Source organism: Nocardia sp. NPDC004711, assembly GCF_053601595.1.
On the sequence record NZ_JBSGCB010000055.1, the window covers coordinates 1 to 14379 of the forward strand.

Here is a 14379-nt window from a genome sequence, read left to right on the forward strand (position 1 = left end):
CCGCGACGACATCCACGAAGCCTTCCTCAGCCTGGCCTGCAGCATCATCTGCTGGCGCCGGCTGGTCAACCTCTCACTCTGTTAGGAGTTCTTAGAGCTCGAACTCGATATCGGCGACTCGAACTGGCGTGCTGATCGGCTTCGTCGACGTGAGCTGATATTCACCGTCGGATGGGCTGGAGTGCAGTGTCCAGGTTTCGCGTGCCGGATCGACGATCAGGTATTCGGGAACTCCGGCCTCGGCGTAGAGGCGGGCCTTGTCGATGTAATCGGCCTCGATGCTGCTCGGCGAAACCACCTCGAAGAAGGCTAGCGCGTTCCGGGCATGGAGGGCTTCACCCTTGCGGAAGATCGCCACGTCGGGGGCCTTGTCGTTCTCGCCGGTTCCTGCGATCTTCACGTCCGATGTGGTGGAGAGCTCCGCGTCCGCGAGCCGGACCCGAAAGGCGATCTCCTGGATGGTGTTCCAGTGTTCGGGTCGTTGAGGGGACACCACGATCACATCGCCTTTCGCGTCCGCGCGAAATCCTTCGGGTACGTCCATGCCGGCGGCTACTTCCACAAGCTGGTCGTGCAGGCTCATCGGGGCTCCTCGTTCTCCGTCGCCGTAGCAATGGTAGCTAGCAGCAGTGACATGGATACGAGAAGAGCCGGTCCGAAGACCGGCTCTTTGTCGGGCTGACAGGATTTGAACCTGCGACCACTTGACCCCCAGGATGCTGCCATGGCATCTGTGCACGTCGCACGTCATGCGCGTGCAATCTGAGATGACCCGCGAACGGGCGAAGTTCGTTGCGACGCAAGCCGTGTGGTCGCCAGTTGGTTCCCACCTGTCACCGAGGCCGACCCTGCACCTCAATCGCATTATCACCTGGCACGGCGTGGACCTGCGCCATCACCGACAGCAACCCAGTGGCGGTAGGTCACCGGAAGCATGCGGCCGGTGAAGTGAGCGTTCGACGGCTTGGTGTAGAGCACGGCCGCTTGCCCCTTGGCTGTCGGTAGGAACTTGACAGTGATCGTGGGGTCGGCCGCGCTGCCGAGTGCGATGAACGCCGATGCGCTGTAGGAGCGCAACAAGCTGATGTACGCGTCGTGCAGGACCGGGGCGACCGCGAACGGCGAGGAGCAGGCCATCACGATCAAGATCACGGGGAGGAGGGTGAGCAAGGGCACCACTGCCAAGGCGATCGCCGGCGGCCTCATCACGTCGAGGACGAGGAATCTCCTCCCGACACGGGTGGCTTCGGCGATGGCCCGGTACGCGAGGCTGGGCGGGAGGTGATGCATGGAGGTCGCTAACACGACCAGGTCGTAGCTACGGTCGGGTGCGTCGATGGCGGTTGCGTCGGCGACCCTGGCAGTGGCACGCGGGTGGGCGCCGAGGGGACCTGCTTCGATCGCGGCAACCGATTTCGGGTCCAGGTCGGTCACTGTCACCGTCGCGGTGCTGTGCAGGTCGAGCACTCGTGCCGCCAGCTCGCCGTGGCCGGCGCCCAATTCGAGCACCCGCGGATTGCGGAGGCCGGCGAGCCGTCCGGCGACCAATTGCGCGTTGCGGTCGTGGTCACCGAACACGTTGCCGACTCGATCGAGGAACGTAACGATCCTCCGCTTGCGCTGCTCGGGCACGTCGTATCTGTCGAGGTATTCGAGCCTTCCGGTCTGTAGCCGCCGGTCGAGCCAAGACGCATCAGGACCGCCACGAGGCATCGCGGCGATCATCTCGATATCGGGTGGGTATTGAGTCATATCCCTCCGCCTTGTGCCAAATTTTAGTCCTGGTGTACCGCGAGGGCGACTGCGTGGGGGCACCAACCTCATGGGAGGTCCCCGGAATCCGCAGGCAGCGGGGCCACACCCACCTGCGACGCACCGGGGATCGCTACCATCACCGGTGCCGCGGCATCCGAAATCCACTGCCAGCAGCAGCGATTGCGCCCCGAACCGGTCGATATGCGCACCGTCGCGTTTTCGTATCCGATGCGAGCCCGGTTAAGGTAGTTTTCGCCGAAAACGTGCCTGTACCGTAATTCGTTGCCGTCCAATGAATTACGGAATATTCGCCCGATTTCAGTGAAACCTACAGGGACCCGATAGGGGATGCCCGGGAAGACCGCCACAAGGCTTTCCTGCCCGCCCCGCACGACTCCGGCAGCAGTCCGGATCTCAGGTCCGATGTCCATGCGATGCTCGCTGTCGCGCGGGTATCAGACGGTGATGACAGCCGAAACCGCATGCTATCCAAAACGATTCGCGGGCTGCGACGCTCTATCCGTCTGATCAGTCGTCTTCGGCAGCGGCCGGATCACGCAGCGGCCGGTGACCACCTCCGAGGTTGGGCAGATGGAAAGAGTAGTGGCCTTCCAATCGCACGTGGCGGCGCACGAACGCCGACAACCGGGCGGCGTCCTCATCACGGACCGGGTAGTCCTGGGTCAGGGACGTCACCAGGCGGCCCTCCGTGGCACATGGCCGAGACTCTCGGCGTCTTCGACCGTTCGTTCGTACTCCGGGCCGACCGGGCGCTGTATCTGCGCGGAGTCCGCACCATGGGCGATCTGCTCGAGCTGTCGGACACCGAGTTGCTGGCGATACCCGGGATCGGCGAGCACGGCGTCACGATCATCGCCGATGCCCGCGCCCGCTACGCCGCGGACCAGGCCGGGGTGAAGCGCGCGGGGTAGTCGGCACGATCGGTCACGACCACGCCCCATGCCGCCACCATCCGGGCCTGCCGGGGAGCCGAATACCCGCTGGTTCCATCATTCGTAGGGTCGATGCGCAGGCTCACGCCCATCCTTCGGACACCGCAATCCGGACCTGCGTGCAGGCACATCTCAACATCGGCGTCCGTGTGCGAGTGTCGGGCGCCGGCGGCCGTATTGAACGCTCTCCTAGTCCCAATCGAACCAGTCGAAGAACTCGAACGGCAGCAGATGCTTGAACCATCCCGGAGGGATTCCCCAGCCCGGAGGGAAGAAGAAGTGCTTACTGTCCCAGCCGTGGTCCCAGTGCTGATCGACAGGGGTGGGGGCGTAGTTGGTGACCACATCGGCCTGGGCCGGCACGGTCACGGCGGTGACCGGAGCCACCGCAATCGCACCAGCGAGGACGGCCCGAGCCACCGTTTGCCTGGTCATTGCGAACATTGCTGATCCTTCTGATGATCCATTCAACTCGATTGCACCAGGGCTATCCCCGCGCACCGTGCGTGGAAGATTACTCGGTCGACTGATACCGAATCAGCGGTGGAAATACGGGCCGCTACATCCGCAGCACGGCGAATAGCACTGGCAGCGCCACAACCATAACCCCGCCAGATTCTTCCGAGCAATTGATCGCTGCGTTTATCCGGGGTTCCGGTAGCAATCGCCGAGAATCAACGAAGTTCGGGTATTACCCCTGGTGGGGGTGATTTCGAGGTCGCGCCTCTTTGGGTCCGGCGTCACCACCGATTGCACCCTCAGCTGCGGTTTCTTCGATATCCGCCCAAATTTTCGGCGAGTACTGCGGCGACCCCTTGATAGCAGTCGGTGACCGAGTGAAGCTAGTGGCCAGCGGGGTGTCGGTGTTCGAGATCCTCGCCATCGAGTTCGATAGGTGAGGGGCTTTTCTGGATTCGGGTCGATCAGGGTTTGCCGTTCCCCGTCAGCCCCTGGCACTGCGTGACGCTGCCGGAGTTGCAGAACGCGTTATACAGCGCACTCGACCCGGCCTGGGTCAGCGCAGTCAGCGGATCGGGCATCTCATGTCCTCCTTCCACTCGATGCCGGGTGCGGCTCGGGTCGAGTTCCCGCAGGCCCGGGGTCACTGTCTCGGCGCGGTGTTTTCGCTGGTTTCGGGTCTGCGGGCATGACTGGTCGATGGGCTGGAGATCGACTGCCTGGTGCGGGGCCGAGGCGCGGAAGACACACACGGTCACCCCGAATAGGGATCGAGGTTGCCATGCGTGCGGTGGTCGATCCCCTCGGCGGGCTGCAGCCAGCGAGCCGGGACGCGCAGGGGCTCGGGTAAACCCACGGGACGGTCCTGGTCGTCCACCAATCGTCCGCGCACGCGATATTCGCCACCGGGCAGACCCAGCACGGTGAGCGCAGTGACCTGCTCGTCGGTCAGCGCGACCTCGATGCTGGGGCCTTCGGTGATCGGTCGCCCCTCCACCATGGCCGGACTGCTGGTCGAGTCCACTTCGGTGACGGTGAGCCGGAAACGAGTACCGGTCATCCACCACCACGCCGACGCCGGCGTGCCGGGTTGATCACGGTCGAGACGGCGCCCCGGCGAAATCCGGTGTGGAATCAGCACCGCATAGGTTTGCCCGACCACGACGTCGCGGGCCTCCATGCACTCAGCCTGCGCGTCCTCATCGGTGCTGGTCAAGCCACTGTCGTTGTTTTTCGCACGAGTCCGGGACCCCGATGTTCGGGAGTCCTTGCGAGGTTCCGGGTGCAAAACGACGAAGTTCGAATAGCCGCTGGTCAGGTTATCTCCGAATTCTGAATACGGCGCGTCGGTGAGAGAACCAATGGGTAGGTCTGCTGAGTCTCGATGCCGCAGTCGCTTTCGCGCTCGGCGAACCATCCCGAGCCACCTCGTCGGCCGATCGTTCGCCCGAGCGCCTCACCGCGCGCGAACGCCAGGTCGCCAACCTCGTCGCAGAAGGCCTGACCGACAAGGCAATCGCCGATCGCCTGGTCGGTTCGCCGCGAACCGCGCAGGGGCACGTCGAACATATTCTCATCGAACTGGGCTTCACCTCGCGCGCGCAGATCGCGGCGTGGGCCGTAGCCCAGATCCATGACACGGCCGAGTAATCGAATGCTCGGAGGTACCGTGACCATCAGTCGCCGTCGTCCGGGCGTTGCAGTGGCACTGCGAGGTGGAGGTCGCGATCAGTCGGGCGAGGGTTCGTGCTGGCTGGCGTCAGCCGGATTGGTAGAAGGCGCCACCCGTAACGACGCCAACCACCCGGTTCTGTCGCTGGTTCACCCTTCGCCGTCGCGTTGCGGCGCCCATTCCCGGATCGCGGCGATGATCTGCTCGGGCGCGTCTTCCTGGATGTAGTGGCCCGCGCCCTCCAGGATGACGGTGCGATGCTGCGGAAAGACCCGCTCCCAGCGGCGACGCTCCGGTTCGCGGAACGCCACATCCTTCGTCGGCCACACCAGCAAGGCGGGCTTGTCACCCAGGGTGGGCAGCCCTCGCTCGATCTCGGCGAGAAACGGTCGGCTGCCGAGGATTTCGCGGGGGAATACGTGCATCGGACGCCTCGACTCTGACGTCGGGAACGGTCCACGGTAGGCGTCCATTACCGACTCCGATAGCGTCCGGCGCCGGACACCGAGCGGTATGAGCTTCTCGACGAAGAAGTTTCGACGCAGAATCAGGTAGCTGCCGATCGGACCGCCCAGCGTCCGGGAGAATATCTGCGTTCCCAGATCCGATTTCGGCCAGGCCCAGGTATTGCCGATCACGAACGCGGCGAACCGATCCGGATGCCGCGTCGCGACCGCGAACCCGATCGGTCCGCCCCAATCCTGCACCATGAGCGTCACGCCCGACAGGTCGAGCTCGGTGACGAATCGCTCGACGACTGCCGCGTGCTCGGCGGGCGTGAAGCCGTATCCAGGGCCCGGACGTGAGAGGCCGAACCCGGGGTAATCCAAAGCGATGCAGCGAAATTGGCCGCCGAGATGGGTGATCAACTCACGGTAGAGAAACGACCAGGTGGGGTTGCCGTGCAGAAGTAGCAGGGGTGGACCGGTGCCTTCGTCGACGTAATGGACGCGAGCGCCGCCCAGGTCGAGATAGCGGTGCTCGAAGGGGTATGAGTCTCGGGGCACCCAGGACGGAATTGCCGGTGTGTCTTCGGACATGTCGACCTCCTCGGGCGAAGCATACGGAGTAGCTGCTGCGGATCGCATTCGTGAAACACCCGCCCGACCGGATTGGCCACCATTGAACGGATTGCAAACCAAAAAACCGCCGCCGCAAACAGGAGCAGCAACTCCGGACCTGCGCGAGAGAACTCTTCGAGCAGTTCATCAGCGCGATCCGCTACGAATTGCGACTTCCTCGAGTCGAAGCGAGCTTCTTCTCCTACATCACGGAGCCAGTGGATCCGCCGGCTCCGACAAGCTAGCTCTCTGCGGCCATCGCCTCCGGGCCAGTCACCGGATGTGCCTCTGGCAGGAATCGATCCCGCGACCTAGGGATTGGAACAAAGTGCCGGCACTCGACACTACGAATTGCTGTCAAGAGCCATCGAAAGACTTGTACGCCTAGAGATTCGGCGGCCAACGGTCAACTGTTCACAGCTGAACGCAATTTCGAAAGACGTTGGCGGGCGGCGGATTCAGTGGGAGATCGTTGGGTCTCGTCCGGTCCCGGGTGTCCTCGTAAGCACGGAGCCTTGCGTAACTGACCCTCGGAGTTCGTCGCGAACCGCGCCTCGATGGTCGCGATGCCCAGGTGGCGGGCGGTGATGCCGACCGAGTGCGGCGTCGCCACGTACCCGCGATTGCGTCGGTTACCACAAGCCCGCGATGTCGCCGCGTATTCGCCCGGTCCACCGTGATCGTGGCGCGCGCCGGAGGCACGGAACTAGACTTCGAATTTGCCAGAGGTTTTCTCTAGTTGTAGTCCGTCGAACGACCCAGGGAGACCGGCCATGGCGACGCATACGTGGGAAACCGAACAGCAGCACCGCATCGAGCAGGTGTTCACCGACCAGCAGGTGCGCGATGCCATGCCGTCGGAGGAGGTCATCGCCGCCGCCGCGCGGCCCGGCCTGCGACTGGCCCAGATGGTCGACACCGTCGCAGCCGGGTATGCCGACAGGCCGGCCTTGGGCATGCGCGGTACCGAACTCGGCACCGACGCCGCCGGGCGCCGGGTCCGGCGGCTGCTGCCGCGTTTCGACACCATGACCTACCGGGAATTGTGGTCGCGGGTGGGCGCGCTGGCCGCCGCATGGCACCGAGACCCGCAGCATCCGGTGCGTGCCGGTGACTTCGTCGCGATCCTCGGGTTCACCAGCCCCGGCTACATCACGGTCGACTTCGCCTGCACCCGGCAGGGCGCGGTCTCGGTGCCACTGCAGGTGAGCGCGACGCCGGCGCAGTGGGCGGCGATCCTCGCCGAGACCTCCCCGCGGGTGCTGGCCTGCAGCCTGGAGATGCTCGACGGGGCCGTGGACGCGGTGCTCGCCGGGACCGCCGCCCCGCAGCAACTGCTGGTCTTCGACTACCACCCGGAGGACGACAGCGACCGTGCCGCCATGGAGGCCGCCCGCCACCGACTGGCACAGGCCGACAGTCCCATCGTGGTGGCCGAGCTGAACACCGTGCTCGACCGAGGCAGCAGCCTGTCTCCCGCCCCGTTGTTCGTGCCCGCCGCCGACGAGAATCCGCTGTCCATGCTGATCTATACCTCCGGCAGCACCGGCACCCCGAAGGGCGCGATGTATACCGAGGAGATGCTGGCCGCGATGTGGCGTGCCCGCTACGGAACCGATGGCATTTCGCTGCCCGCGATCGAGCTCAACTACATGCCACAGAGCCACCTGGCGGGGCGGATGCAGGTGGTCAGCACGCTGATGCGTGGCGGCACCGCGTATTTCACCGCCGGCAGCCACATGTCCACCCTGTTCGACGATTTCGCGCTGGTGCGGCCCACCGAGGTGTCCTTCGTGCCGCGGGTGTGCGATCTGGTATTCCAGGAGTTCGTCAGCGAGGTGGAACAGCGCGTCACGGACGGCGCCGACCGCACCACCGCCGAGCGTGAGGTGCGAATCGACCTGCGGGAGCGGCAGTTCGGTGGCCGCGTATTGGCGATGAGCTGCGGGACCGCGCCGCTGTCCGCGGAGACGCGGGCCTTCATCGAGTCCGTGTTCGAACTGCCGCTGCACGACGGGTACGGTTCCACCGAGGCCGGAGGCATCATGCGGGACAACCACATCAGCCGACCCCAGGTGCTGGACTACAAGCTCGCCGACGTGCCCGAACTCGGCTACCACCACGACGACCGGCCGCATCCGCGCGGCGAGTTGCTGGTGAAGACGATGACGATGTTCCCCGGGTACTACAAGCGGCCCGAGCTCAGCGCGGAGATGTTCGACGCCGATGGCTTCTACCGCACCGGCGACATCATGGCCGAGATCAGCCCCGACGAACTGGTGTATGTGGATCGGCGGAACAACGTGCTGAAGCTCTCGCAGGGCGAATTCGTCGCCGTGTCCCAGCTGGAGGCGGTATACGCGATCAGCTCGCTGGTCCGGCAGATCTACGTGTACGGCTCCAGCGAGCGCGCCTACGTGCTGGCGGTGGTGGTGCCCACCGACGAGGCGCTGCATGCGCATCCGGACGATCTGAAGGCCGCCGTCCTGCAGTCGCTGCAGAAGATCGCGCAGAATGCCGGGCTGGCCTCCTACGAGATACCGCGCGACATCATCATCGAGACGCACCCGTTCACCCGCGCCGAAGGGCTACTGTCCGGTGTCGGAAAACTGTTGCGGCCCAAGCTGAAGCAGCGCTACGGGGAGCAGCTGGAGGAACTCTATCGGGAGCTGGAGCGGCAGCAGACCGACGAATTGACCGCGCTGCGAAGCGGTATCGGTGACCGACCGGTGCCGGAGATCGTGCACCGGGCGGTGCGGGCGCTACTGGGCTGCGCCGACGCCGATATCCGGCCCGACTCGCACTTCGGCGATCTCGGCGGCGATTCGCTGTCGGCACTGTCGCTGTCCAACCTGCTGCAGGAGATCTTCGGGATACAGGTGCCCGTCGGCGTGATCGTCAGTCCCGCGGTCGACCTGCGACAGCTGGCCGGATACATCGAGGAAGAGCAGGTTACCGCGGGGCGGCGCGCGACCGCGGTCTCGGTGCACGGCACCGGCGATCGGATCCGCGCCGCCGACCTCACACTGGAGAAGTTCATCGACGCCGGCACTCTGGAGGCCGCGCCCGCGCTGCCGCCGGCGGCCACGACGCCGCGGACCGTGCTGCTCACCGGCGCCAACGGGTACCTGGGCCGGTTCCTGTGCCTGCGCTGGCTGGAGCGGCTGGACGCCGTCGACGGCGCCCTGATCTGCATCATCCGCGGCAAGGACGCGGACGCGGCGCACGCGCGGCTGGACGCGGTGTTCGACTCGGGCGATCCGGCGCTTTTGCGGCACTACCAGGAGCTGTCCGAACGCCGGCTGCAGGTGCTACCCGGCGATATCGGCTACCCGAATCTCGGTCTGACGGAAAAGGATTGGCAGCGGCTGGCGGACACCGCCGACATGGTCGTGCATCCCGCCGCGTTGGTGAACCACGTGCTGCCCTACGACCAGCTGTTCGGCCCCAACGTCGTCGGCACCGCGGAGGTGATCCGGCTGGCCCTCACCGGCAAGCGCAAGCCGGTCACGTACCTGTCCTCGGTGGCGGTGGCCGGCCAGGTGCCGCCCGGGATGTTCGCCGAGGACGGCGACATCCGCGAGATGAGCCCGGAGCGGATACTCGACAACAGCTACGCCAACGGCTACGGCAACAGCAAGTGGGCCGGCGAGGTGTTACTACGGGAAGCGCAGGAGCGGTTCGGGCTGCCGGTGGCGGTGTTCCGCTCCGACATGATCCTCGCGCACAGCTATTACGCCGGGCAGCTCAACGTGACCGACATGTTCACCCGGCTGCTCCTCAGCATCCTGGTGACCGGCATGGCGCCGAAGTCGTTCTACCGCACCGACTCCGGCGGCCATCGGCAGCGGTCGCACTACGACGGCCTGCCCGCGGACTTCACCGCCGAGGCGATCGTCACCCTCGGCGACCGCGCCACCAGCGGCTATCAGAGCTTCGACGTCCTGAACCCCTACGACGACGGCATCTCCCTGGACCAGTTCGTCGACTGGCTCATCGACGAGGGCCATCCCGTCCAGCGCTTCGACGACTACGGCGAATGGCTGTCCCGCTTCGAGAGCGCCCTGCTGGCGCTGCCCCAGCAGCAACGCCAGCAATCCGTCCTCCCGCTTCTGGACGCCTACCGCACCCCCGCCGAACCCACCCGGGGCTCCGTCCTCCCCGCCGACCTCTTCCGCGCCGCCGTGCAGCAGGCCAATCTCGGCCCCGACGCCGACATCCCTCACCTTTCCCCCGCCCTTGTCCACAAATACGTCGACGACCTGCACCTGCTGAAGCTCCTCTGACCCCAGCAGAGAACCGGGCCGGTCAGCTGGCCCCATCGATGTGAATTCTGACCGGCCACCGGCGCCCTCGGGGCAATGCCGACCCTGTGTGACGAATTCTGCCGCTCTATTCGTGCTCGTTCTGCCGCTACTTCCCGCGTGCTGTCTTCCCTGTGCGACGACGGTCGGTTCGAGGGGCCGGAAAGTTCTCGGACAGTGAGATTTTGGTTATCTCGAGCCGCAAACGACCGTGGCGGTCGAGGTCGTCCGCTGGAACTGCTTCACCCAGTTCCGGATCGTCTCATCGGTCACCCCGCAATCGCGCGCGACATCGGCCACCCGGCCGAGACGGCTCGACCACCCGGCCACCATGGCCGGATCGGCGAAACCCATCACCCAGACCCGCAGGCTCGCTCTGCTGCGGCGCGCTCTCACCGAGCTGCGTCCACCGCTTCGATCTCGCGTCCGCCGGTCGAGGCTTACCGCCGGATCCGGCGCGAGGGAGGGCGCGGGCGCGTGTGCGGCATCTGGTAGCGTATTGATAATGAAATCCATTACCGATAATGGTAGGAAGCTGACTTTCGCGCGTACGACCCTCATCACCGGGGCCGGGTGCGTGGCTCTGGCATCTGGACTACTCCTCACTCCGGCGGTAGCGCACGCCGAATATCACTGCCACGATGACGGCACGTGCCATGACGACGACCATGGTGGTGGCGGGGGTGGAGGGACGGGAGGAAACGCGGGCACGGGAGGCAATCGCGGGCTCACCCTCAATCTATTCCCGATGCAGGTCACGGTCCCTATGGGATCCTCGTTCACATTGTTCGGAGGAGGCCCGTCGATCTTCTGATCGTCGCCCCGCGGAGACGGGTCGTCGTCGCGCCGCCACAACCGAATTTCGTGATGCCCTGGGAACTTCCGCTCAGGGCATCGCCATGTCCGGTCTACGCGACAGCTGATTCCGGGACGTGACCAGTGTCGCACCCGAGGTTCGACCGCACCGCACCAACAGTTATCGCAGCTCACGTGGGTGCCCTTGGCTGATGTGGTGGTACCTGTCGCAGATAACCGGGTCACTGTCTGGGGCAAATCCCTAGCGCCGGATTCCGCGCGATTGTGCGCACTACCCCGGGGGCATCCCACCCGCCGCCGGAGGGTTCGCGTTCGGCCAATCGTTTTCCGAACATATGGACGGCACCGGCGGGCGGCGACGCCGCCAGGCCGCAGATTCACGGTCGGCAAGGTCTGCGAACGGCGCTGGAGGTCAGCGGTCACCACGCGGAACCGCTGACCCTCCGGCTTTATCGGTGATCTATGACATCGTTCATCGGCGGGCACGTCGCGTCGCCGCTTGGATCTGCGCGGTATGCGGCGATTTCGGCCGCGCGCCCCGAGGGATCGAGGATCAGGAGTTGGCGTTGAGAGTCTCGAGGCCCGCGATGAACTCGCTGCGGGTGAGTCGGCTGTCTCGGCTCACATCGGACTGGTCGAACCAGTCGGCTATGCCGGTCATGTCGGCAGAACTCAAGCCGGGGATAGTGATCTCCCCCGAGCCATTGCTCCCTATGCGCAGGGCGGTGATCACTTCGCCCCGAGTGAGGACACCGTCCTTGTTGAGATCGAGCGCATCCCAGAGCGTTATTGCTTGATCCTGATCTACCATCGCATAGCCTCCCTACTCTCGGACGTGATTGCTGGGCCGTCGGATTACGTACCAGCACAACAGATTTCGATACGGTGTCCACCCTCGGTAGATACCGACCTCACGACCCGGGGTGCCATCCCTCGGCGGTGAGCTCGGTGGCCTTCACTACGGGGACACCTGACGGGCCGTCAGCCCTCAATCTCCGGCAATGCCGGTGACTCATGCCACAGTAATGTGTGTGAGCTATCAATACTCCAGTCTGGCCGGGGCGATTGACGACAAGGCCAGCCCGTTGCGTCAGTACCTCGACCACCGTTACCCGAATCTCGAACCCGTGCAGGCCGACTACCGAGCCCGCGCCGGCACACTGCTCGTCGGCGGCACCGGCGCCAGCCCGGGAACCTTGGGCGCGGCCTTCGACTACCTACTCCGATTCACCTGCGGCGCCGAGTACGTCCCCGAGACAGCGGTGTTCGCCGAACCGATCTTCTATCGCCCCGACCACATCGCCGTCGTCTGGGAGCTGGCCACACTGGCAGGTCACGCGTACATGCGGCCGCTGCCGGAGAGCACCTTCGAGATCGTCGCCCGGGCGAGCTGGGCGTTGGCGCTGTGCACGGAGCTGTACCGCAACCGGTTCGTCTTCCCCAATTCCCCACTGGCCGAACCAATTCGCAGCGACCGATTCACGACCGAGGCCTTGCTCGCGTTGGCTCCCGGCGACGCTGTCGCCGAGATGCGGTCACTGTATCTACTCGCTCTCACCGAACTGGCCGAATTCCTGCCCGACCCATCGTCGGCGGTGGCCCTGGGGCCGACGTTCGCCGCCTCGCAGCTCTGCTCGGCCGATGCCGACCTCATCGTGGACGGCGTCCTGATCGAGGTGAAGACCCGCCTCGGCGCGGCCAACCGTGAGACAGGGCAACGCTCGGACTCGCTGTCGCTGACCGACATCTACCAGGTCATCGGCTACGCGCTGTTCGACACCACCGACACCTTCTGCGTCCATACCGCGGCCCTCTACTCCGCCCGATACGGCGCATTGCACACATGGCCGCTGCCGCAACTGCTCGACACCCTCGCCGACGCGCCTATCGACCTCGCGGCCGAACGCGCCCACGTATGGAAACTTCTCGGTGGCCAGCAGATTCCAGCGATCCCCGTGCTCCGGTGAACCGCAGGCGCGCCAGCCCTTTCCACGGCGTGCATGAAATAGGAATCGCTGGGGAATACGCCGAACTGTGGGCGGATTCGAGGCTCCGCCGCGAACGACGCAACCGGCGGCGTATCGCGGCTACCGGACCTGGGACTCGTGCACCGTCGGCCCGATCGCGACGTGTGCGAGAACCGCCGGCAGGTCGGTGCCCAGATGTCGGGTGACCTCGCACAGCGCGGTGTCGAGCGCCGCCCGCGTGGAACCCCGGCCGCGGGTGCGGCCTCACAATGGCGTCCTCCCAGCGGATTTCGACATGGCAGACCTGATCACCGCGGCCGCACCCGGCGATCGGCCGAGGCGCGCCGATAACGACGTGGGCCTCACTACCGCAGCGGCTGACCACCGGCCAGGCGACCCGATTCCCTGCTACCGCAGGTCAGCATTGAACACGACCCGTGCGACCGGTGCGGGCCGCGGCGATCGCGGCGCACTGATAGCGCAAGTAGGCGGGCGGGAGCAGGTCGTCGGCGGTAGCGCGCCAGCGCCGGCGGATCCGATCGGGGATGGTGGTGAAATCGGCGGTGCGACTGCAGATGTCCGCGTCGAGGGGTTGGCGGCGGATCCGGATGTCGGCCCGGATGAGATCGGCGGCACCGTCGAGGACGTTCAACGACGGCAACAGTTGCGGGGGCGCATCCAGGCCTGCTCGTAGCACACGACCGTTTCCACCGTGACGATCCGATTGCTGCTCAGGCCGAGTGGATCGAAGGGATCTGTGGGCGATCCACCCGGCCGCCGAGCACGGATGCACCGCTCGGAGTCAGCGAAGCGGGGCACCCCTTCCGGAGTCGTCCACTATCGACCCCGGCCGGATGATCCGACGTGAGAGTGCGGAGCGATAACCGCACCCTGATCCCGCTACGCTCGCACGATCGGCTCACCCGCACCGCACAGTAATCAGATCCGGTGCCGGAGCGGCCCGAACACCGCGCTGGTGGCACGAATCGAGAGTGTCCAGGCACGGGAGGTCGCAGATATCTCCGAATTAGCCACGCGGTCGGGATTGTCGTGCAGAATGCGAGACAGAACTGGGCCCGACCTGTCGGTGAACCTTAATGGGGTGAAATGACCGATCTGATGGGATCGACCGTGCACGAGTTTCTCGCGCAGATCCTCGCGCGTTACGGCAGCATCGACGCCTTCATCGCCCGTCTCCGCATCCTGCTCGACACGCCCACAGTCGTGCTCCCCGAGGCGGTGGCGTCCTCGGCCGGCGGCCGGCACCGGCTCGCAGAGCCCAGAGGCCGTGTGCCGATGACTACCGGAGCCCCACCTCGCCTACTTGGTCGAAATCTGTCAGGAAAGGCAGGGGTTCCCTAGCCGAAACTCCCGGTACCGATACTTCCGGCG

13 protein-coding genes and 1 pseudogene are annotated in these 14379 nt (G+C 65.5%); 5 read left to right on the forward strand and 9 right to left on the reverse strand.

All coding sequences use genetic code 11. The features are described from left to right. Positions 1-91 precede the first annotated feature (91 nt). From ACWEKS_RS38580 to ACWEKS_RS38590, 3 genes are all read right to left on the reverse strand, one after another. Positions 92-583, reverse strand: a complete 492-nt coding sequence (locus tag ACWEKS_RS38580; RefSeq protein WP_452344672.1) for a Uma2 family endonuclease — start codon at positions 581-583, stop codon at positions 92-94. A 284-nt stretch (positions 584-867) separates the two neighbouring features. Beyond that, positions 868-1752, reverse strand: coding sequence for a class I SAM-dependent methyltransferase (locus ACWEKS_RS38585; protein WP_452344673.1), 885 nt, complete (start codon positions 1750-1752; stop codon positions 868-870). A gap of 531 nt (positions 1753-2283) precedes the next feature. Next, the gene (locus ACWEKS_RS38590; protein WP_452344674.1) at positions 2284-2451 is read right to left on the reverse strand and encodes a hypothetical protein; all 168 of its coding nucleotides are present in this window, start codon (positions 2449-2451) and stop codon (positions 2284-2286) included. A gap of 20 nt (positions 2452-2471) precedes the next feature. On the opposite strand from ACWEKS_RS38590, the gene ACWEKS_RS38595 reads away from it, so the two are divergent. Next, positions 2472-2687 carry a hypothetical protein gene (locus ACWEKS_RS38595; RefSeq protein ID WP_452344675.1) on the forward strand — a complete coding sequence of 72 codons (216 nt, stop codon included), beginning with the start codon at positions 2472-2474 and terminating at the stop codon, positions 2685-2687. A 210-nt stretch (positions 2688-2897) separates the two neighbouring features. Here ACWEKS_RS38595 and ACWEKS_RS38600 read toward each other — a convergent pair whose 3' ends face one another. Continuing rightward, a complete protein-coding gene (locus ACWEKS_RS38600) occupies positions 2898-3143 on the reverse strand; it encodes a hypothetical protein (RefSeq protein WP_452344676.1) in 246 nt (81 codons plus the stop codon). A 778-nt stretch (positions 3144-3921) separates the two neighbouring features. Further along, positions 3922-4383: a hypothetical protein gene (locus ACWEKS_RS38605; RefSeq protein WP_452344677.1), complete on the reverse strand. Its 462-nt coding sequence runs from the start codon at positions 4381-4383 to the stop codon at positions 3922-3924. Positions 4384-4541: 158 nt separating this feature from the next. Between ACWEKS_RS38605 and ACWEKS_RS38610 the strand changes: the two are divergent. Continuing rightward, positions 4542-4817, forward strand: a pseudogene (locus ACWEKS_RS38610) (response regulator transcription factor); the annotation flags it as partial. A gap of 171 nt (positions 4818-4988) precedes the next feature. On the opposite strand, the gene ACWEKS_RS38615 reads toward ACWEKS_RS38610, so the two are convergent. After that, positions 4989-5879 (reverse strand): alpha/beta fold hydrolase, encoded by an 891-nt coding sequence (locus ACWEKS_RS38615; RefSeq protein ID WP_452344678.1) that lies wholly within the window; start codon positions 5877-5879, stop codon positions 4989-4991. Between the two features lie 794 nt (positions 5880-6673). On the opposite strand from ACWEKS_RS38615, the gene car reads away from it, so the two are divergent. Beyond that, positions 6674-10186: a carboxylic acid reductase gene (gene car / locus ACWEKS_RS38620; RefSeq protein ID WP_452344679.1), complete on the forward strand. Its 3513-nt coding sequence runs from the start codon at positions 6674-6676 to the stop codon at positions 10184-10186. A gap of 207 nt (positions 10187-10393) precedes the next feature. On the opposite strand, the gene ACWEKS_RS38625 is transcribed toward car, so the two are convergent. Together ACWEKS_RS38625 and ACWEKS_RS38630 are read right to left on the reverse strand one after the other, a co-directional pair. Beyond that, positions 10394-10558, reverse strand: a complete 165-nt coding sequence (locus tag ACWEKS_RS38625) for a transposase (protein WP_452344680.1) — start codon at positions 10556-10558, stop codon at positions 10394-10396. Between the two features lie 1015 nt (positions 10559-11573). After that, positions 11574-11831 (reverse strand): EF-hand domain-containing protein, encoded by a 258-nt coding sequence (locus ACWEKS_RS38630; protein WP_452344681.1) that lies wholly within the window; start codon positions 11829-11831, stop codon positions 11574-11576. Between the two features lie 220 nt (positions 11832-12051). Between ACWEKS_RS38630 and ACWEKS_RS38635 the strand changes: the two genes are divergently transcribed. After that, complete coding sequence (locus ACWEKS_RS38635; RefSeq protein WP_452344682.1) at positions 12052-12987, forward strand: hypothetical protein; 936 nt, start codon at positions 12052-12054, stop codon at positions 12985-12987. A gap of 418 nt (positions 12988-13405) precedes the next feature. Here the strand turns inward: ACWEKS_RS38635 and ACWEKS_RS38640 are convergent, their stop codons facing one another. Then, on the reverse strand, positions 13406-13684 hold the full coding sequence (locus ACWEKS_RS38640; protein ID WP_452344683.1) for a hypothetical protein: 279 nt from the start codon (positions 13682-13684) through the stop codon (positions 13406-13408). Between the two features lie 410 nt (positions 13685-14094). On the opposite strand from ACWEKS_RS38640, the gene ACWEKS_RS38645 reads away from it, so the two are divergent. Further along, complete coding sequence (locus tag ACWEKS_RS38645; RefSeq protein WP_452344684.1) at positions 14095-14349, forward strand: hypothetical protein; 255 nt, start codon at positions 14095-14097, stop codon at positions 14347-14349. The last annotated feature ends 30 nt before the right edge of the window (positions 14350-14379 follow it).

What these genes read in the sequence shown, in the direction of transcription:
- ACWEKS_RS38580 (WP_452344672.1), bottom strand. Translation starts at nt 583, where the DNA reads ATGAGCCTGCACGACCAGCTTGTGGAAGTAGCCGCCGGCATGGACGTA.
- ACWEKS_RS38585 (WP_452344673.1), bottom strand. Translation starts at nt 1,752, where the DNA reads ATGACTCAATACCCACCCGATATCGAGATGATCGCCGCGATGCCTCGT.
- ACWEKS_RS38595 (WP_452344675.1), top strand. Translation starts at nt 2,472, where the DNA reads ATGGCCGAGACTCTCGGCGTCTTCGACCGTTCGTTCGTACTCCGGGCC.
- ACWEKS_RS38600 (WP_452344676.1), bottom strand. Translation starts at nt 3,143, where the DNA reads ATGACCAGGCAAACGGTGGCTCGGGCCGTCCTCGCTGGTGCGATTGCG.
- ACWEKS_RS38615 (WP_452344678.1), bottom strand. Translation starts at nt 5,879, where the DNA reads ATGTCCGAAGACACACCGGCAATTCCGTCCTGGGTGCCCCGAGACTCA.
- car (WP_452344679.1), top strand. Translation starts at nt 6,674, where the DNA reads ATGGCGACGCATACGTGGGAAACCGAACAGCAGCACCGCATCGAGCAG.
- ACWEKS_RS38625 (WP_452344680.1), bottom strand. Translation starts at nt 10,558, where the DNA reads ATGGGTTTCGCCGATCCGGCCATGGTGGCCGGGTGGTCGAGCCGTCTC.
- ACWEKS_RS38630 (WP_452344681.1), bottom strand. Translation starts at nt 11,831, where the DNA reads ATGGTAGATCAGGATCAAGCAATAACGCTCTGGGATGCGCTCGATCTC.
- ACWEKS_RS38645 (WP_452344684.1), top strand. Translation starts at nt 14,095, where the DNA reads ATGACCGATCTGATGGGATCGACCGTGCACGAGTTTCTCGCGCAGATC.